8 protein-coding genes are annotated in these 20,202 nt (G+C 69.8%); 4 read left to right on the top strand and 4 right to left on the bottom strand.

The genetic code is table 11. From position 1 onward, the window contains the following. Positions 1–64 precede the first annotated feature (64 nt). Entirely contained in the window at positions 65–931 is an 867-nt protein-coding gene (locus tag AOK08_RS13395) for a putative protein N(5)-glutamine methyltransferase (RefSeq protein ID WP_079054003.1), read from the top strand. 75 nt (positions 932–1,006) lie between these two features. Here AOK08_RS13395 and AOK08_RS13390 read toward each other — a convergent pair whose 3' ends face one another. Continuing rightward, positions 1,007–1,543, bottom strand: coding sequence for a hypothetical protein (locus AOK08_RS13390; protein ID WP_055525749.1), 537 nt, complete (start codon positions 1,541–1,543; stop codon positions 1,007–1,009). 548 nt (positions 1,544–2,091) lie between these two features. On the opposite strand from AOK08_RS13390, the gene AOK08_RS13385 reads away from it, so the two are divergent. Then, positions 2,092–2,802 carry a glycoside hydrolase family 75 protein gene (locus tag AOK08_RS13385; RefSeq protein WP_055525748.1) on the top strand — a complete coding sequence of 237 codons (711 nt, stop codon included), beginning with the start codon at positions 2,092–2,094 and terminating at the stop codon, positions 2,800–2,802. Between the two features lie 13 nt (positions 2,803–2,815). Here the strand turns inward: AOK08_RS13385 and AOK08_RS13380 are convergent, their stop codons facing one another. The 3 genes from AOK08_RS13380 to dhaK form a co-directional block, all read right to left on the bottom strand. Next, a complete protein-coding gene (locus AOK08_RS13380; protein WP_241826939.1) occupies positions 2,816–3,247 on the bottom strand; it encodes a PTS-dependent dihydroxyacetone kinase phosphotransferase subunit DhaM in 432 nt (143 codons plus the stop codon). Then, positions 3,240–3,839 carry a dihydroxyacetone kinase subunit DhaL gene (gene dhaL / locus AOK08_RS13375; protein ID WP_055525747.1) on the bottom strand — a complete coding sequence of 200 codons (600 nt, stop codon included), beginning with the start codon at positions 3,837–3,839 and terminating at the stop codon, positions 3,240–3,242. Before dhaL ends, AOK08_RS13380 begins: the two co-directional genes overlap by 8 nt. Before the next feature lie 74 nt (positions 3,840–3,913). Then, complete coding sequence (dhaK, locus tag AOK08_RS13370; RefSeq protein ID WP_055525746.1) at positions 3,914–4,906, bottom strand: dihydroxyacetone kinase subunit DhaK; 993 nt, start codon at positions 4,904–4,906, stop codon at positions 3,914–3,916. A gap of 1,179 nt (positions 4,907–6,085) precedes the next feature. Here dhaK and AOK08_RS13365 point away from each other — a divergent pair. Both AOK08_RS13365 and AOK08_RS13360 read left to right on the top strand, forming a co-directional pair. After that, the gene (locus tag AOK08_RS13365) at positions 6,086–6,661 is read left to right on the top strand and encodes a helix-turn-helix transcriptional regulator (protein ID WP_055525745.1); all 576 of its coding nucleotides are present in this window, start codon (positions 6,086–6,088) and stop codon (positions 6,659–6,661) included. A 462-nt stretch (positions 6,662–7,123) separates the two neighbouring features. Beyond that, positions 7,124–20,101 (top strand): type I polyketide synthase, encoded by a 12,978-nt coding sequence (locus AOK08_RS13360; protein ID WP_107100932.1) that lies wholly within the window; start codon positions 7,124–7,126, stop codon positions 20,099–20,101. Positions 20,102–20,202: the final 101 nt, after the last annotated feature.

The following is a 20,202-nucleotide window of genomic DNA, read 5'->3' as shown; positions in this document are numbered from 1 at the left end:
CGTGGACCGCCTCCGCTAGGCGACCCTGAGAGCGCCCTTCGGCTTCCGAAAGGCTCTCGGCTCAATGTCCTCCACTCCTCCCGGTTCTTCTGGTTCCCCCGGTTCCCCTGGTTCTTTCATTTCTTCCGGTGCTGCCGGTTCTGCCGGTTCCTCTTCGTTCGGTCGCTCCCCGGACTCCGTCGTCGTCGCCCTGCGCGCGGCCGGCTGTGTCTTCGCCGAGGACGAGGCACGGCTGATACTCTCCGCCGCCCGCGACACGGAGGAACTGGCCGCCATGGTCGCCCGCCGCAGCTCGGGCCTGCCACTCGAACACGTCCTCGGCTGGGCCGAGTTCAGCGGTCTGCGCATCACCGTGGAACCCGGTGTCTTCGTGCCGCGCCGGCGTACCGAGTTCCTGGTGGCGGAGGCCCTCGCCCAGACCCCGGACGCGTCCGTCGTCGTGGACCTGTGCTGCGGCTCGGGCGCGGTCGGCGCCGCGCTGGCCGCCGTACTCACCGGTGTCGAACTGCACGCCGCGGACATCGACGCGGCCGCCGTGCGCTGCGCCCGGCGCAATGTCGCCGCCTACGGCGGTCGCGCCCACGAGGGCGACCTGTTCGACGCCCTGCCCGCCGATCTGCGCGGCCGGGTCGGCATCCTCGCCGCCAACGTGCCCTACGTCCCCACCGGGGAGGTCGGCCTGCTGCCCCCGGAAGCGCGCGACCACGAACCCCTGGTCGCCCTGGACGGCGGCGGCGACGGCCTCGACGTACTGCGCAGGGTCGCCGCGGGGGCCGGTGACTGGCTGGCCCCGGCCGGCTGCCTCCTGGTCGAGACGAGCGAACGCCAGGCGCCGTCGGCCATCGAGGCGTTCGAGGCCGTCGGCCTGGTGACCCGGCTCGCGGTGTCCGAGGAACTGTACGCGCACGTGGTGGTCGGAGTCCGGCGCTGACCCGCGCCGACAGCCCGGTGGCCGTCCGCGCGAGAGTGCTCGCCCGGACGGCCACCGGCCGTGCGTGGTCCCGGCTCAGAGCCGGTAGGGCTTGGCACGCCGGCGCAGCGCCCAGGCCGCGGCCACGGCACCGCACGCGACCAGGGCGCCGCCCGCCGCGAAGGTGAGGGTGCTGTAGTCCTTGACGGCGCCGCCGAGGCCGCCCATGACGCCCATGGTGGGGGAGGAGGTGGCGGAGATGGTGGGTGCCGAGGCGGTGCTGACGATGACCGCCTGGGAACCGGCGGTGACGCCGTTCGCACACCGGACGCTGACGGTGTAGGTGCCGGTGCCCACGTTGGACCAGACGGCGGACTGACCGGCGCTCGTGCCCGTGAGCATGACCACCCGCCCTTCGGCGAAGGACCGCTGGCTGCTGTTGAGGAGTGAGGCGTTGCCGAACCCGCTGCCGCTGCTGGTGGGGCATGCGGTGGTGGTCACCGAGACCGTGGATCCGCTGGTGCTCACGGAGATCCCGGCCGCCGAAGCCGTCGGGGCGGTCAGGGCGAGCGCGAGCACGGCGGCGGTGGCCACGGTCGGGCCGAATCGGAGGAGGAGGGAAACGGTTCGCATGTGGACTGCCCTTCGGCGGCACGGTTGGCGGTACGTCCCATGCGCCGCCGAGGGTCGGGGATCGCCCGTGCTGCCTCGGGGCAAGCCAAGGTGCTCCGGCCCCGCCCCGCACCTGGACGGCCACCGGGCAGGTGACGGATTCCTTCTTACGGCGGACTGCCGATGCCGTTTCCGGTTCCGGTCCGGGTGCCGGGGACGGTGAGCATCTCGACGATGTTGGTCCGGACCAGCGCCGTGAGGTCGGCGGGCGCGTGCAGCGCGAGGGGTGTGCCCTTTCCGAGCCTGCCGCGACCGTATGCTGAAGGCCATCCAGGCTGAACGGGCCCCGCTGTCAGGGCAGTTCACGCCAGTGGCGCGGAACCGCTGTCGTCGCAGGACCCGCGCGCACGAGGGCGGCCGGGCTGCCTGAGCCGATACGGGATCAGGTGCCCGGCCCCTGTCCGGAGTTCGGGGCATGCACCGTACGGCCCCCCAGCGGTGGACGCGTGATCGGACCGGCACCAGATTGGACCGAGTGTCCGTCAGATCCCCCAGGAGAGGCCCCTATCGTGCGTGTCCAGACGCTGACGCTGGCCGTGGCAGGCGTCGCCCTGCTCGCCCCGACCACGCTGCCCGCCCACTCGAACGAGCCGGTGCGGTACGAGGGCAGCGTCCAGGCCTCCGACCTGCTGGCCCGGGTGCGTGACTGCGCTCCCGTGTCCAACGGCCACTACCGCAGCGACGCCGGAGCCGAAGCGGACATCCCCGTCTGCGGCACCGGGGACGCCGTCTTCTGGAAGGCCGACCTGGACATCGACTGCGACGGCCGGCCAGGTCCGATGTGCAACGGGAACACCGATCCGTACTTCGCCGACAGCACCGCCTTCCAGCAGTCCGACGGCCGCTATCTGAGCCCCGAACGCCTGCCGTTCATCGTGGTCCCCATGGCCAGCGCCATCTGGAACTACCGTGACGACGGCATCCGGGGCGGCTCGGTCGCCGCCGTCATCTACAAGGACCGCGTGCAGTACGCGGTCGTCGGCGACACCGGCCCGTACGACATCATCGGCGAGGCCTCCTACGCCACCGCCGCCGCGCTGGGCATCAACCCCGACCCGCACGGCGGCGGAGCGGCCTCCGGTGTCACGTACATCGTCTTCAAGAACTCCAGGGTGTCGCCGATCGAGAGCCACGCGGCCGCGGTGGAGACCGGAGAACGGCTGGCGAGGCAGTTCGTCGGCCAGACCGCCGAGGACGCCGGGGGCGCGGCCGGCGACTGAGGTGACCCGGGTGTCAGGTCTTCCGGTACGTGTACGCCTCCGAGGCCGCCGCCTCGACCGCCGCGAGGCCGGCTCCCGTCGACGCCGTGACGACCGCGGCCACCGCACCCTCGACGAACGGGGCGTCCACCAGGCGGGTGCCGTCCGGGAGTTCGTCGCCCTCCGCCAGGAGCGCCTTCACCGTGAGGACCGCGCTGCCCAGGTCCGTCAGGACGGCGACCCCGGCACCCCGGTCCACGGAACGGGCCGCCGCCGTGATCAGCTCGGCACTGGTGCCCAGCTCACCGGACCGGGTGCCGCCCGCCGCGGCGACGGGCACGGTCGCACCGCCGCCGACCAGCGCCCGGGCCAGGTCCGCCACCGAGGCGGCCACCGCCGCGCTGTGCGACACCAGTACGACCCCGACCAACGGCTCACCGCTCCTCAGCCTGCTGTCGTCACTCACCGGCGGTCTCCGCGAGAGCGGCGATCAGCAGCGCCGACGAGGTGGCCCCCGGATCCTGGTGGCCGATACTGCGCTCGCCGAGATAGCTGGCTCTGCCCTTGCGGGCCCGCAGGGGTGTCGTCGCCACGGCGCCCTGTTCGGCGGCCACGCGTGCCGCGGCGAACGACTCGGCGAGGGCGTCCACGGCGGGCACGAGGGCGTCGATCATCGTCTTGTCGCCGGGCGCCGCCCCACCGAGCGCCATCACCGCGTCCACCCCCACGCGCAGCGCCTCCGTGAACTGCGCGGGGCTGACCTCGGCGGCGTCGCCGAGCGCCTTGCCCGTCCGGCGCAGCAGCGTTCCGTACAGGGGGCCGGAGGCGCCGCCGACCGTCGAGATGAGCCGGCTGCCGGCGAGCACGAGGACGGCACCGGGAGTCTCCGGCACCTCCTTCGCCACGGCGTCGGCCACGGCGTCGAAGCCGCGCCGCAGATTGCTGCCGTGGTCGGCGTCGCCGATCGGCGAGTCCAGGGCGGTGAGCCGCTCCGCCTCGCGGCCGACGGACACGGCCGTCGCCGTCATCCAGCGGCGGAAGAAGTCGGCATCGAGCACTAGATCTCCTTGCGTGGTAGGTACGTTCGTCGCTGTCTCGCCGGGCGATGACCGCCCCGCGCTTCCGGCGGGGATCACATGCCCCAGCGCAGACCCGCCGTCCGCACCGGCGCGTCCCACAGCCGCAACAGCTCCTCGTCGATCTCGCACAGGGTCACCGAGGCGCCGGCCATGTCGAGCGACGTGACGTAGTTGCCGACGAGCGTGCGGGCCACGGAGACCCCGCGCGCGGTGAGGACCCGCCGCACCTCGGCGTTGAAGCCGTACAGCTCCAGGAGCGGCGTGGCGCCCATCCCGTTGACCAGGAGCAGCACGGGATTGCGCGGGTCCAGGTCCTCCAGCACGGCGTTCACCGCGAAGTCGGCGATCTCGCCCGAGGTCATCATCGGCCGCCGCTCCCGGCCCGGCTCGCCGTGGATGCCGACGCCCAGCTCCAGCTCGCCCGGCGGCAGATCGAAGGTGGGGCTGCCCTTCGCCGGGGTGGTGCAGGCGCCGAGCGCGACGCCGAAGCTGCGCGAACTGTCGTTGACCCGCTGGGCGACGGAGCGCACCTCCTCCAGAGGGCGCCCCTCGTCCGCCGCCGCACCGGCGATCTTCTCCACGAACAGGGTGCCGCCCGTGCCGCGCCGCCCGGCCGTGTAGAGGCTGTCGGTGACGGCGACGTCGTCGTTGACGAGAACCTTCGCGACCTGGATGCCCTCGTCCTCGGCGAGTTCGGCCGCCATGTCGAAGTTGAGCACGTCACCGGTGTAGTTCTTCACCACGAACAGGACACCCGCCCCGCTGTCGACGGCAGCCGCGGCCCGCACCATCTGGTCGGGCACGGGAGACGTGAACACCTCACCCGGACAGGCCGCAGACAGCATCCCCGGCCCCACGAACCCGCCGTGCAGCGGCTCGTGCCCCGACCCGCCACCGGACACGAGGGCCACTTTCCCGGCGACGGGCGCGTCCCGCCGTACGATCACCCGGTTCTCCACGTCGACGGTCAGCTCGGGATGCGCCGCCGCCATGCCCCGCAGCGCGTCCGCGACCACGGTCTCCGGAACGTTGATGAGCATTTTCATGGGTACCTCCTACAGACGTTATCGGACGGGCCGTTGACCTGCGTCTTTTCTGGGCAGTGCAGGTTCGGTCAATTATCGATCTTGGCGGTTGACGGCGGCCCCGGGCGGGCTCCGGCGGTACTGATGCGGACTCAATGCTGACTTTGATGACGGTATGTCAGTAATGCTGGGGCTGTTCGGACATGGGGCGGCACGATCGCGTCTGCTGGAAGTATCGACCTTGCGGCAGTGAACGTCACCTGCGCGGGCGCTCATGAGATGCCGGGATGCCTGGGGCTCTCTGTAGCGGTCAGTCCTCCGTCATCGGGATACCTCATGGATTGGGCGAGCGAGCCTCTGTTGTCTGTAATGGCTGAGACTGGGCCAGAATGGTGACGGTTCCGGACGTTTGTCGACGGTGCAGAAAAAGATGAGCGGAAACCCCTTACGGGGTCGGCTTCTGGGAAGAAATGACGTGGTCGCCTTTTCGGGAGGGAGATTGAATGTCCCGTTCCTCGACTGGGTCTGACCGGTACGTGGAGATGTGTGTGGCCGGACCGGGTGTGCGGGGGTGGGGTGCTGTCGGAGGCGGGACCCCACGAAGGGCGCCTTTTAGCCCAGCCCAACCATCAATGACATCAACTTGTTATTATCGTTACCGAATCGAGATGTTTGAGGTCTTGGGGTGACGCGGGTCGGTGAACTAGTGGGCATGGATGCCGCCGTTCACGGTTCTGGACGAGGGAGAGAACTCGCAGGTCGCGATGGTGTCGTGGAGCGTTGCTCAAGGCAATGACATGTGTTGCTTACGCCGTCGCAATGTGCGAGTACCGAAGAGCGCGGGCTATGGCCGGTGCATGACCGACCGTACCGAACCCCCCTGCCGAACCACCGGTACGCGCGATGACCGAACCTGCCGCACTGGGGTACCGCAGTATTTCCCGCGCCCCCCTGGCTCTCGTTGACTCCTGTACATGGCCGACCTAATGTCGCCGACAGCAGCCCAAAGAAAACGAATGGCAATTTCCCCGCTCTGCCATTCGTCGCTGCCGAATCAACCGTTATACCCCCCACCCCCCAGGATCGATTCTGATGCTTCAGCACGCCGACAAGTCGATGATGGTCAGCGGCCTTACGGATTCCCCCCGCAATGCCGCCCGCCGTACTCGGCGACCGCCCGGTTCCCACCAAGTCACCTGTATGGCGAGTCTGGACGCCGGACTCAAAATCGAAGCGGCGAACGCCGACTTCTTCCGCCATGTCGGCCGGCCCTCCGACGAGATCTGCGGACGAAGCTTCTACGACGTACTGCACCCAAGCGCCCGCAACATCCTCCCCAGGCACTTCACCCACCTCTCGGACGGCCACGGCAGCCGGTTCGTGGAGAGAGTGGTCGCCATGCGCGGCCATGACCGGGTCTTCTCGGCCGAGATCACCGGCATCGCGGTCAAGGGAGAAGGCGACGATGCCTCAAAAGTCGTCGTGCTGATGAGTCCGGACGACGAGCCGGCCGAGGCGGCGGCCCCGCCGGCGAAGACGCTGATGCTCTCGGCCCTTGACGCTCGCATCCTGGAAGGCGTCGCCACCGGGGCCTCGACCGTTCAGCTGGCCACACGTCTCTACCTCAGCCGCCAGGGCGTCGAGTACCACGTGGGCGTGATGCTCCGCCGCTTCAAGGCACCCAACCGCGCGGCACTTGTCTCCCGCGCCTACTCGATGGGCGTGCTCACGGTCGGCAGCTGGCCGCCCCGTGCCGTGCCCGACTTCGTGAAGTAGCCCTTCCCCCCTCCGCCATTCCTCTTTCCCTCCCCCACTTCTTGCCGCACCGAGGTAACCAGGCCCGTGTGGCCGACGCCGGTTTCCCCAGGTCAAGCCGGGAACCGGCGTTCTCGGTGGCGGCGACCACTGATCCCGCGAACCCGGGCCCCCCAGGCCCCCGGACGCCGTTCCGTGGGAGACACCAGTGCGACGGCAACACCGCGTACGCCTGTCGGCACCATGTCCGGGCGATTCCCGGCTCCCCCGCAGGGCATGGCGCTTGAGCCTCTCAACCCCATGTGATTCTAGGGGCCGCCCTAGTCCATGCGGCCCTAGCGTTGGAGTATCGGCGGCCCACGCGCTGCTGCCCGCCTCCTGGCTCGGACGGCGCGGCTGCCAACGACGCCGTACGTATGCCGTACCCGTGCTGTACCGACGATCGCGGACCGAACGGTCGGGCCAACAAGCTGGTGGAGTGGAATGAGCGAGTCAGCAAGCACCTCGTATGGGCTCAACGCCGCGCCTCAGCGCGCCATCGCCGTCATCGGCCTGGCCTGCCGCCTGCCCGGCGCCGCGAACCCCGACGCCCTGTGGCGACTGCTGCGTGAAGGGCGAAGCGCGGTGCGTCCAACTCCAGCCGACCGCTTGCGACTTGCCGATGCCACAGCTCCTGACCGGACCGGTGGCGGAGCACCCCACGAGGTACCCCGCTGGGGCGGATTCCTCGACGACGTCGATCGTTTCGACGCCGGATTCTTCGGAATCTCCCCACGGGAGGCCGACACCATGGATCCCCAGCAGCGTCTCGTCCTCGAACTCGCCTGGGAAGCCCTGGAGGACTCCCGTATCGTTCCGGCGCGACTCGGCGACAGCAGCACCGGAGTCTTCATCGGCGCGGCCCACGACGACTACGCCACGCTGCACCACGGGCTCAGTACCGAGGACATCACCCACCAGACCCTCACCGGCATCCACCGCGCCCTTATCGCCAACCGGGTCTCCTACCTCTTCGGTCTGCGCGGTCCCAGCCTCACCCTCGACTCGGCGCAGTCCTCGTCCCTCGTCGCACTCCACCTCGCCTGCGAGAGCCTGCGCGGCGGCGACAGCGACATCGCCATCGCGGGCGGTGTCAATCTGCAACTCGCCGCCGAGAGCAGCCTGTACCTCCACCGCTTCGGCGCACTCTCACCCGACGGCCGCAGTTACACCTTCGACTCCCGCGCCAATGGCTTCGTCCGCGGCGAGGGCGGCGGCCTCGTCGTACTGAAGCCACTCGACCGCGCACTCGCCGACGGTGACCCCATCCGTGCCGTCATCCGCGGCAGCGCCGTCAACAACGATGGAGGCGGTGACACCCTCACAGCACCTGACGGCCGCGCCCAGGAGGACGTCATCCGCCGCGCCCTGCGAAACGCAGGGGTGTCCCCGCAGGACCTCCAGTACGTCGAACTCCACGGCACCGGAACGCCGGTGGGGGACCCGGTCGAAGCCGCCGCTCTCGGCGCGGCGCTCGGCACCGCACGGGAGGCCGACGAGCCGCTGCGGGTCGGCTCGGTGAAGACCAACGTGGGCCACTTGGAGGGTGCGGCGGGCATCGCGGGGCTGCTGAAAACCATCCTGACTCTTCAGCACCGCGAACTCCCGCCCAGCCTCAACTATGAGACGCCCAACCCCGACATCCCTCTCGACGCTCTTCGCCTGCGGGTTCAGGACAGCCTCGGCCCCTGGCCCCGGCCCGACTCGTCCCTCATGGCGGGCGTGAGTTCCTTCGGGATGGGTGGGACGAACGCGCATGTGGTGCTGGAGGAGGCGCCCGAGCTTGGGGCTTCCCAGGGGGGCGCGCTGGAGTCTGTCGATGGCGATGTCGCTCCGGTGTTTGCCGAGGGTGGTGTGGTGCCGTGGGTGGTGTCCGGTCGTGGTGCGGAGGGGCTGGCTGGTCAGGCGGGCCGGTTGGTCTCGTTCGTGGAGTCGGTTGCGGATGGTGTGCGGCCGGTGGACGTGGCGTGGTCGTTGGCGGCGACGCGTACGGCGTTCGAGCGGCGGGCCGTTGTCCTGGGAGCTGGACGAGGTGAACTCGTTGACGGCCTGGGGGCGTTGACTTCTGGCCTGGTGGCTCCGGCGACGGTGGTGCGAGGTGCCGTCACCGCTGACTCCGACCGGGTGGTGTTTGTCTTCCCGGGGCAGGGGGCGCAGTGGGTTGGTATGGGGCGGGAGTTGATGGATGTCTCTCCTGTGTTTGCTGCCTCGATGCGTGAGTGTGGGGCTGCTCTTGCGCCGTTCGTCGACTGGTCGTTGACGGATGTGGTGCGTGGTGGGGCTGGGCTGGCTGATGTTGATGTGGTGCAGCCGGTGTCGTGGGCGGTGATGGTGTCGCTGGCGGCGGTGTGGCGGGCGTGTGGTGTCGAGCCGTCTGCTGTGGTGGGGCATTCGCAGGGTGAGATCGCTGCGGCTGTGGTTGCGGGGGGTCTGTCGCTTGAGGACGGGGCTCGGGTCGTCGCGTTGCGGTCGAGGGCGATCCGGGTGATCGCCGGCCGTGGCGGCATGGTGTCTGTGGCTCAGCCTCTGGCTGTGGTGGAGGAGTTGCTGGAGGGCCGCTGGCCGGGTCGTATTGACATCGCGGCGGTGAATGGTCCGGGTTCGGTTGTGGTGGCTGGTGACGCGGACGCGTTGGATGAGCTGGTGGCGCACTGTGAGAGCGGTGACGTTCGTGTGCGTCGTGTTCCGGTGGATTACGCCTCGCATACGTGGCATGTGGAGGAGATCGAGGAGGAGTTGGCGCGGGTGCTGGCTCCGGTGGTGCCTCGTACGGGTGGGGTGCCGTTCTTCTCCACCACCGAGGCCGAGGCCATCGACACCGCGCGGCTGGATGGCGGGTACTGGTATCGCAACCTGCGCGGGCGCGTGCGTTTCGCGGAGGCCGTCGAGAAGCTGAACGAGCAGGGCTATGGCGCGTTCGTGGAGGTCAGTTCGCACCCTGTCCTCGGCATGGCCGTGCAGGAATCCGCCGAAGACGCCGTGGTCGTCGGCAGTCTGCGTCGCGACGAGGGTGGCGCGGGGAGGTTCCTGACCTCGCTCGCCGAGGCATGGGTACGTGGCATCCCCGTCGAGTGGACAGCCGTCCTCGCGGGGCAGCGGGCACGGCCCGTTTCCCTGCCCACCTACGCCTTCCAGCGACGCCGTCATTGGCTCGACGCCGTCTCGGCCCGGCGGGAGAAGCCGGTGGGTGCGTCTGGCGAGGTCGCGGAGGTCGTCCAAGGCGTTGAGGTCGGATACGGTGCGTCGCCCGTTCGGTACGAAGATCTGCTGCGGCGGATCCGGGCCCATGCCGCTGTCATCCTGGGGCACGGTACGCCCGATGACGTCGACGTGACCTTGACGTTCAAGGCATTGGGCTTCGACTCCGCGACCTCGGTCGAGTTGCGGAACAGGATGGTCACCGAGACTGAGCTGGCACTCCCCGCTTCCGTACTCTTCGACCACCCGACGCCGCAGGTTCTCGCCCGGCATCTGCACGGTCTGCTCGCAGGGACCACGGGTACCAAGGGGGAGTCCGAGACGACTGCGGACCGGCGTGCCGCCACGGACGAGGACCCGATCGCCATTGTGGGCATGGGGTGCCGGCTGCCCGGTGGCATCCGCACGCCTGAGGAGCTGTGGGCGCTTCTCTCGACAGGCGGGGACACGATCTCGGCCTTCCCGACCGACCGAGGCTGGGACCTCGACAACCTGTACCACCCCGACCCTGAGCAACACGGCACGACTTATGCCCGTTCCGGCTCGTTCCTGTACGACGCCGCCGAGTTCGACGCCGGCTTCTTCGGTATCTCGCCGCGTGAGGCTGAGGCGATGGATCCACAGCAGCGGTTGTTGCTGGAGACATCGTGGGAGGCGCTGGAGCGCGCCGGGATAGATCCCGAGACCCTGCGTGACGGCGACGGGGGAGTGTTCGTCGGGCTCATGCAGCAGGAGTACGGTCCCGGACTGCACCAGGCCCCCGAGTCCGTCGACGGATACCTGCTGACCGGAACATCATGCAGCGTGGCCAGCGGGCGCATTGCCTACACGCTTGGACTGCGTGGCCAGGCGGTAACGGTGGACACGGCGTGCTCGTCGTCCCTGGTGGCGCTGCACCTCGCCGTGCGGGCCCTGCGGTCCGGGGAGTGCTCGTTCGCGTTCGCCGCAGGGGCGACCGTGATGGCGGAGCCGGGCATCTTCGTGGAGTTCAGCAGGCAGCGGGGGCTGGCGCCGGACGGCCGGTGCAAGCCTTTCGCGGCGGGTGCGGACGGTACGGGGTGGGGCGAGGGTGTGGGTGTGCTGCTGTTGGAGCGGCTCTCGGACGCTCGTCGGCATGGTCATCCGGTGCTGGCAGTGGTTCGTGGGTCGGCGATCAATCAGGACGGTGCGAGCAACGGGCTCACGGCCCCCAATGGGCCGTCGCAGGAACGCGTTATCCGTGCCGCGCTGGCCAACGCCCGTCTGACGCCGGATCTGGTGGACGTGGTCGAGGCGCACGGTACGGGTACGACGCTGGGCGACCCGATCGAGGCGCAGGCGTTGCTGGCCACGTACGGGCAGGGCAGGGATGACGAACGGCCTTTGTGGCTCGGCTCGTTGAAGTCGAACATCGGGCACATGCAGGCTGCTGCCGGTGTTGGCGGCGTCATCAAGATGGTGCTGGCGATGAGGCACGGTGTGCTGCCCCGGACGTTGCATGTCGATGAGCCGACCCCGCATGTGGACTGGTCGGCGGGTGCGGTGTCGCTGCTGACGGAGGCGGTGGAGTGGCCGCACGCCGAGGGGCGGCTGCGGCGTGCGGGTGTGTCGTCGTTCGGGATCAGTGGGACGAACGCGCATGTGGTGCTGGAGGAGGCGCCCGAGTTCGGGGCTCTCCAGGGGGGCGCGTCGGAGTCTGTCGATGGCGATGTCGCTCCGGTGTTTGCCGAGGGTGGTGTGGTGCCGTGGGTGGTGTCCGGCCGTGGTGTGGAGGGGCTGGCTGGTCAGGCGGGCCGGTTGGTCTCGTTCGTGGAGTCGGCCGCGGATCGTGTGCGGCCGGTGGATGTGGCGTGGTCGTTGGCCGCGACGCGTACGGCGTTCGAGCAACGGGCCGTTCTGCTGGGCACGGATCGCCAGGAACTGATCAAGAGCCTTGGGGTTGTGTCGGCGGGCGACGATGCGGTGCCGGCCAATGTGGTGCACGGCCGGATCGCGCGTGCCGTCAGCGGTGTCGTGTTTGTCTTCCCGGGTCAGGGGGCGCAGTGGGTTGGTATGGGGCGGGAGTTGATGGATGTCTCTCCTGTGTTTGCTGCGTCGATGGAGGCTTGTGAGGCTGCTCTTGCGCCGTTTGTCGACTGGTCGTTGACGGATGTGGTGCGTAGCGGGGCTGAGCTGGCTGATGTTGATGTGGTGCAGCCGGTGTCGTGGGCGGTGATGGTGTCGCTGGCGGCGGTGTGGCGGGCGTGTGGTGTGGAGCCGTCTGCTGTGGTGGGGCATTCGCAGGGTGAGATCGCTGCTGCTGTGGTTGCGGGTGGTCTGTCGCTAGAGGACGGGGCTCGGGTCGTCGCGTTGCGGTCGAGGGCGATCCGGGTGATCGCCGGCCGTGGCGGCATGGTGTCCGTCGCCCAGCCCCTCGCTGTGGTGGAGGAGTTGCTGGAGGGCCGCTGGCCGGGTCGTATTGACATCGCGGCGGTGAATGGTCCGGGTTCGGTTGTGGTGGCCGGTGACGCGGACGCGTTGGATGAGCTGGTGGCGCACTGTGAGAGCGGTGACGTTCGTGTGCGTCGTGTTCCGGTGGATTACGCCTCGCACACGTGGCATGTGGAGGAGATCGAGGAGGAGTTGGCGCGGGTGCTGGCTCCGGTGATGCCTCGTACGGGTGGGGTGCCGTTCTTCTCCACCACCGAGGCCGAGGCCATCGACACCGCGCGGTTGGATGGCGGGTACTGGTATCGCAACCTGCGCGGGCGCGTGCGTTTCGCGGAGGCCGTCGAGAAGCTGAACGAGCAGGGCTATGGCGCGTTCGTGGAGGTCAGTTCGCACCCTGTCCTGGGCATGGCCGTGCAGGAAATCGCCGAGGACGCTGTGGTCGTCGGCAGTCTGCGTCGCGACGACGGTGGCGCGGGGAGGTTCCTGACCTCGCTCGCCGAGGCATGGGTTCGCGGCATCCCGGTCGACTGGACTGCTGTCCTTGCCGGGCAGCGGGCATGGCCCGTCTCTCTGCCCACCTACGCTTTCCAGCACCGGCGTTACTGGCTGGAGAAGACCGTTCCGGCCCTGGCTCTGGCTCTGGACTCCCGTCAGCAGGTGGATGCGCGTTTCTGGGATGCGGTCGAGCGTGAGGATCTCGAAGGGCTTGCCGAGACGCTCCGTCTGCCGGAGAGCGAGCCGCTGGCCGGAGTGCTTCCCGCGTTGTCGAGTTGGCGCAAGGGGGAGAAGGCCCGGTCGGTGGTGGACGGCTGGCGGTACAAGGTGGTCTGGAAGCCCATCGGCCGGGATAGGGACGCCGGGCCTGCGCGGCTTGCCGGTGACTGGCTGATCGTCGTGCCGGGTGAGAGCACCGGAGTCCCGAGCACCGAGAGCCCCCAGGCCCGCCACGGCCACCTCAGCACTCTCATCGCCGACGCGCTGACCCGCCACGGCGCCCGAGCGCGCGTTCTCGAACTGGCCCCGGGAGACATCGCGGCGGACATCCTGGATGCCGCGTTCGCCGAGGTGCTGGACGGTCTTTCCGCTTCCCCGGCCGGTGTCCTGTCGCTTCTCGCGCTGGACGAGGAGGCGTTGCGGGAACACCCCGTTGTGCCCGGCGGTGCCGCGCTCACCGTGTCCCTCTTGCAGGCCCTCGGGCGGGCCGGGGTATCGGCACCCTTGTGGTCCGCCACCCAGGGCGCCGTGGCCGTCGGGGGTGAGGAGACGGTCACCCGGCCGACGCAGGCCGCCGTCTGGGGGATCGGCAGGGTTGCCGCTCTCGAATTCCCGGAGCGTTGGGGCGGGTTGGTGGATCTCCCCGCCCGGTTCGACGAGCGGGATGCCGCCGCACTCTGCGGTGTCCTCGCGTCGCACGGTGACAGCCCCGAGGACCAGCTCGCCCTACGCGCCGGCACCACCTTCGTACGGCGTCTCGTCCCGGCCTCCCTGTCCGGCGGTACGAACCGTGCGGGACGCCGGTCCGCGACCCGGAACTGGAAGGCGCGCGGCACCGCGCTCGTGACCGGAGGCACCGGCGCACTCGGCGCTCACGTCGCCCGATGGCTGGCACGCAGTGGCGCTGACGACGTGGTCCTGGTCAGCCGCCGGGGTACTGGCGGCCGTCCGGAACTTGGGGAGCTGGAGGCCGAGATCGCGGCTCTGGGAGCCCGGTTGACGGTCGTCGTATGCGATGTGGCGGACCGCGAGGCCCTGGCCGCGCTGCTCGGTTCGCTGAGCGCGGGGGGCCGTCCGGTACGGACGGTTGTGCACGCTGCCGGTGTCGGCACCCTCGGAGGACTGCCGGAGCTGAGCGTCGAGGACTTCGCCGACGTGGTGTCGGGCAAGGTCGCCGGGGCGTGGAATCTCGTCGATGTCCTGGACCCGGCCGAGACCGAGACAGTGGTCTTCTTCTCGTCGATCTCCGGTGTCTGGGGCGTGGCCGACCACGCGGCGTACGCCGCCGCCAACGCCACCTTGGACGCGATCGCCGAGCACGCCCGCAGGACGCGCGAACTGCCGGTGCTCTCGGTGGCCTGGGGGCCGTGGGAGGACGGTGGCGGAATGATCACCGAGGACATGCGTGATCCGTTGCGCCGACGCGGCATTCCCGTCATCGCTCCGGAGCCCGCGATGGTCGCGCTACAGGACGCGCTCGATCACGACGACACTGTTGTGGCCGTCGCGGACGTCGACTGGGCCCGATTCGTCCCCGTGTTCAGCGCGGCACGCCCCTCCCCCTTCATCGCGGATCTGGAGCCCGGGGACGAGCATGTGTCGGACAGTCAAGTCCGCGCCTCTGCCGCAGAGTCAGGGCGGGGCGAGGGCACGGCCGGGGCGATGTTCGCCACGCGGCTTCGTGGGCTGACGGTCGGCGAACAGGATCGATACGTACAGGACCTCGTGCGTGCCGAGGCTGCCGCACTGCTCGGCCATGCGTCGGCTGACGCGGTCGACGCCGAGTACGCCTTCAAGGAACTCGGCTTCGACTCGGTGAGCGCCGTCGAACTGCGCAACCGCCTGACCGCCCGTACCGGGCTCAAGGTGCCGACGACGGCGGTCTTCGACCATCCCACTCCGATCGCTCTCGCCGCCCACCTTCGCGAACTGGCCCTCGGAGCGGAGGCCAAGCAGGCGGAGACAAAGCCGGCGGAGACGAAGCCGTACGCTACGAACTCCCCAGGGGAACCTGACGACGATCACGACCTCATCGCCATAGTCGCCATGGGCTGCCGGTATCCCGGCGGCATCGCCACCCCGGACGACCTGTGGCGTGTCGTCACCGCCGGTGAGGACCACATCACCGGCTTCCCCACCGACCGCGGCTGGGACACGGCAGGGCTGTACCACCCCGACGCCGACCGGCAAGGCACCAGCTACGTCCGGCACGGCGGATTCCTGCACGACGCCGGTCAGTTCGACGCGGCCTTCTTCGGGATCTCCCCCCGCGAGGCGGCTGCCATGGACCCGCAGCAGCGGCTGCTGCTGGAAACGTCGTGGGAGGCGCTGGAGCGGGCCGGTATCGACCCGAAATCCCTGCGGGGCAGCAGAACCGGCGTCTTCATGGGCCTCACCGACCAGAACTACGGCTCGCTCCTCAGCCGAAGTGCGAACGGCACCGAGGGCTATCTCGTCACCGGCGGTTCGACCGCTGTCGCCTCGGGCCGGGTCTCCTACGTCCTCGGTCTGGAGGGGCCTGCCGTGACGGTCGACACGGCGTGCTCTTCGTCGCTGGTCGCCCTGCACCTGGCGGTCCGGGCCCTGCGCTCCGGCGAGTGCTCGATGGCGCTCGCGGGGGCCGCGATGGTCATGGCCGACCCGGTGCCGTTCGTGGGCTTCAGCCGGCAGCGCGGCCTCGCACCCGACGGACGCTGCAAACCCTTCGCGGAGGCCGCCGACGGGTTCTCCCTGGCGGAGGGCGTGGGCGTGCTGCTGGTGGAGCGGCTGTCGGACGCTCGTCGGCATGGTCATCCGGTGCTGGCAGTGGTTCGTGGGTCGGCGATCAACCAGGACGGCGCGAGCAACGGACTCACCGCGCCCAACGGGCCGTCGCAGCAGCGGGTGATCCGGGAAGCCCTGGCCGACGCTCGCCTCAACGGCGTTGACGTGGACGTCGTCGAAGCCCATGGCACTGGCACACGACTCGGCGATCCCATCGAGGCCCAGGCACTGCTGGCCACATACGGCCAGGACCGACCCGCGGACCGGCCGCTGCTCATCGGCTCGGTCAAGTCCAACATCGGGCACACCCAGACCGCGTCCGGGATGGCGGGCGTGATGAAGATGGTGCTCGCGATGCGGTACGGCCTCGTGCCCGGAACGCTGCATGTGGACGCACCGTCGTCACATGTGGACTGGTCGGCGGGTGCGGTGTCGCTGCTGACGGAGGCGGTGGAGTGGCCGCACGCCGAAGGGCGTCCCCGTCGGGCGGGTGTGTCGTCGTTCGGGATCTCGGGGACGAACGCGCACGTGGTGTTGGAGGAGGGGCCCGAGCTTGGGGCTCTCCAGGAATTCACGCCGGAGTGCGTGGATGGCGACGTCGCTCCGGTGTTCGCCGAGGGTGGTGTGGTGCCGTGGATGGTGTCCGGCCGTGGTGCGGACGCGCTGGCCGGTCAGGCCACTCGCTTGGCGTCCTTCGTCGAGTCGGTTGCGGATCGTGTGCGGCCCGTGGATGTGGCGTGGTCGTTGGCGGCGACGCGTACGGCTTTCGAGCAGCGGGCCATCGTCCTCGGGACCGATCCCGGTGAACTCGTCGTGCGCCTCAAGGCGTTGGCTACGGGAGAACCGACCACCACCAATGTCGTGCGTGGCGCGGTCGCCGGTCGCGCCGATCGGGTGGTGTTCGTGTTTCCGGGGCAGGGGGCGCAGTGGGTTGGTATGGGGCGGGAGTTGATGGATGTCTCGCCTGTGTTCGCTGCCTCGATGCGTGAGTGTGAGGCTGCTCTTGCGCCGTTCGTCGACTGGTCGTTGACGGATGTGGTGTGTGGTGGGGCTGAGCTGGCTGATGTTGATGTGGTGCAGCCGGTGTCGTGGGCGGTGATGGTGTCGCTGGCGGCGGTGTGGCGGGCGTGTGGCGTCGAGCCGTCCGCTGTCGTGGGTCACTCGCAGGGTGAGATCGCTGCTGCTGTGGTCGCCGGTGGTCTGTCGCTTGAGGACGGGGCTCGGGTCGTCGCGTTGCGGTCGAGGGCGATCCGGGTGATCGCCGGCCGTGGCGGCATGGTGTCCGTCGCCCAGCCCCTCGCTGTGGTGGAGGAGTTGCTGGAGGGCCGCTGGTCGGGTCGTATCGATGTCGCGGCGGTGAATGGTCCGGGTTCGGTTGTGGTGGCCGGTGACGCGGACGCGTTGGATGAGCTGGTGGCGCACTGTGAGAGCGGTGACGTTCGTGTGCGTCGTGTTCCGGTGGATTACGCCTCGCACACGTGGCATGTGGAGGAGATCGAGGAGGAGTTGGCGCGGGTGCTGGCTCCGGTGGTGCCTCGTACGGGTGGGGTGCCGTTCTTCTCCACCACCGAGGCCGAGGCCATAGACACCGCGCGACTCGATGGCGGGTACTGGTATCGCAACCTGCGCGGGCGTGTGCGTTTCGCGGAGGCCGTCGAGAAGCTGTACGAGCAGGGCTATTCGGCGTTCGTGGAGGTCAGTTCGCATCCGGTGCTGGGTATGGCCGTGCAGGAGGCGGCTGAGGACGCGGTCGTGGTGGGCAGTCTGCGCCGCGATGACGGTGGCGCCGGGAGGTTCCTGACCTCGCTTGCCGAGGCATGGGTTCGCGGCATCCCCGTCGACTGGACAGCCGTCCTCGCCGGTCAGCAGGCACGGCCCGTCTCTCTGCCCACCTACGCCTTCCAGCACCGGCGTTACTGGCTTGATCTGCCGGAGAGCGCATCTCGTTCCGAGGTCGGTGCCGCCTCGGTGGACGAAGTGGACGCCCGATTCTGGGAGGCCGTCGAACGGGAGGACCTGGAAGCTCTCGCGGACACGCTCGACCTCGGATCCGCCGGCTGCGGGACCCTGGGCACCGTGGAACCCGCGCTGCCCGTGCTGGCCCAGTGGCGTCGGCGCAAGCGTGAGAGCACGGTGCTGGACTCCTGGCGCTACGCGGTGACATGGCAGCCGGCCGACGTGTCGGTGGCCGGGCAGAGTTCCTTGCCGTCGCAGTGGCTGGTCGTCGTGCCCGGTGGCGGTCATGCCGCTGAGGGCATGGTGTGTGAACTGGTTGAGCGGTTGCGTGGCCGGACGGAGGTCGAACGAGTCGTCGTCGTGGAGTTCGACGTGATTCGGGAGGACCGAGACGTTCTCGCGGCACGCATCCGCGAAGCCCTCGCCGGAACCTCGCTCACCGGAAACGTGCTGTCCCTCCTTCCGCTGGGCCACGGATGGGGCCCGACCTCGTCCGACCCTGGTCCTGGTGGCGGCAGCGCCGAGCCGCAGTCCTCCGACGGACCACGGACATCGACCGTGCCCGGCAGCGTCAAGGCGTCGCTCCTGCTCATGCAGGCACTCGCTGACGCCGCGGTGGAGGCTCCGCTGTGGACGGTCACCCAGGGCGCTGTCAGCGTGTCCGGCCCAGCTGGGGCGCCGGGCGCGACATCCGCCACGGGACCCCTCCCGGAACAGGCGTCCGTCTGGGGGCTCGGCCGGGTCTACGGTCTTGACCGTCCGGAGCGTTGGGGTGGCTTGATCGATCTTCCCGCGCCGCACACTGCGACCCCGGGCGCCGCGGAAAGCGACGAGCGCCTCTGGGGCGGATTCTTCGCGGGGCTGGCGGGCAAGGAGGACGAGGACCAGTTCGCCGTGCGCGCGGACGGACTCTACGTACGCCGTATGGTCCGCAAGCCGGTCGGCGGGGAAGGCGTCGAGCGCCGGGAGGTCGGGTTCTCCGGGACGACGCTCATCACTGGTGGCACCGGCGCTTTGGGGGCGCACCTCGCCCGGCGGCTGGCCGCGACCGGGGCCGAGCATCTGCTGCTGGTCGGCCGACGTGGACCTGACGCTCCCGGCGCCGCTGAACTCAAGGCGGAGCTGGAAGAGTTGGGTTCCGTACGGGTCACCGTCGCAGCCTGTGACATCACCGACCGGGAGGCGCTGGCCGAAGTGCTGGCGGGCGTACCGGAGGACGTCCCGGTCAACGCCGTGGTGCACGCGGCGGGAGTGGAGCCGCCGGCCGCCGCGATCGAGGACACGGACCTGGCCGCCCTTGAGGACGTGGCGGGCGCGAAGATCGCCGGTGCGATCCATCTCGACGCGCTGTTCGCGGACCGTCCGCTGGAGGCCTTCGTGCTGTTCTCCTCCGGTGCCGGAGTGTGGGGCGACGGTGGCCACTCGGGCTATGCGGTGGCCAACGCCTACCTCGACGCGTTCGCCGAGTGGCGCCGTAGCCGCGGTCTGGTCGCCACCTCCATCGCCTGGGGAGCCTGGGCGGGCGGTGGCATGGTCCACGAGGCCGAGAGGGACCGACTGCGTCGCTACGGCGTGCCCGTCATGGACCCCGAGGTCGCTGTGGGGGCCGTGCAGCAGGCCCTGGCCCACGACGAGACGTCATTGGTCGTCGCCGACGTGATCTGGGACCGGTTCGCCGCGACCTATTCGGCCGCCCGTCGGCGTCGGCTCTTCGACGAGATCCCGGAGGTCCGGCTTCTCGGAGCCGTGGCCGCGACCGAGGCGATCGGCGCCGCGGCGGACGGAGACGGTGTCACCGGCGACTCGGCCCGATCCGGATCCGGGACCGTACCCGGTCTCGGCGAGACGCAGCCGTTCGTCCGTCAACTGGCCGGAGCGGGCCGCGCCGAACAGGAGCGGATGGCGCTCCAGCTCGTCCGTACGCAGGTCGCCGCAGTCCTCGGACACGATGGCACCGGTGGGATCGGCGCAGGCCAGCCCTTCCGTGACCTCGGCTTCGACTCCCTGACCGCGGTGGAACTGCGCAACCGCCTCAAGGAGGCCACCGGCCTCGGCCTGCCCGCCACCCTGGTCTTCGACCACCCGACGCCCACTCTCCTCGGCAAGCGGCTGCTGTCCGAACTCACCCCACAGACGCAGCGTGGGGACGGCCAAGAGCTCGCCCCCCTGGACGAGTTGGAGGCCGCGGTCGCCTCCCTGGACCCCACTGACGACGCGTCACGCACCAGGATCGCCCAGCGTCTGCAAGCGCTGCTGTGGCGGCTCACCGAGCATCCGGCGGAGCAGCCGGGGGGCGGCGACGTGCCCGACGAAGATCTGCTCGAGACCGTCTCCGACGAGGAGATGTTCGACCTGATCAACAAGGAACTGGGCCTCAACTAGCGCCCTCCCCCCCCACGACCGCACCCCTTCCACCACCGCGTACCCCACCCCCGTCCGACCTGCCCGTTGCCGATGCCGTACGGGTGACTCCAAGCCTTCGG

This window comes from Streptomyces graminilatus (assembly GCF_001418565.1).
GTDB lineage: Bacteria > Actinomycetota > Actinomycetes > Streptomycetales > Streptomycetaceae > Streptomyces > Streptomyces graminilatus.
Note: the sequence above shows the minus strand (reverse complement) of the source record. Positions and strands in the feature narration are given on the sequence as shown.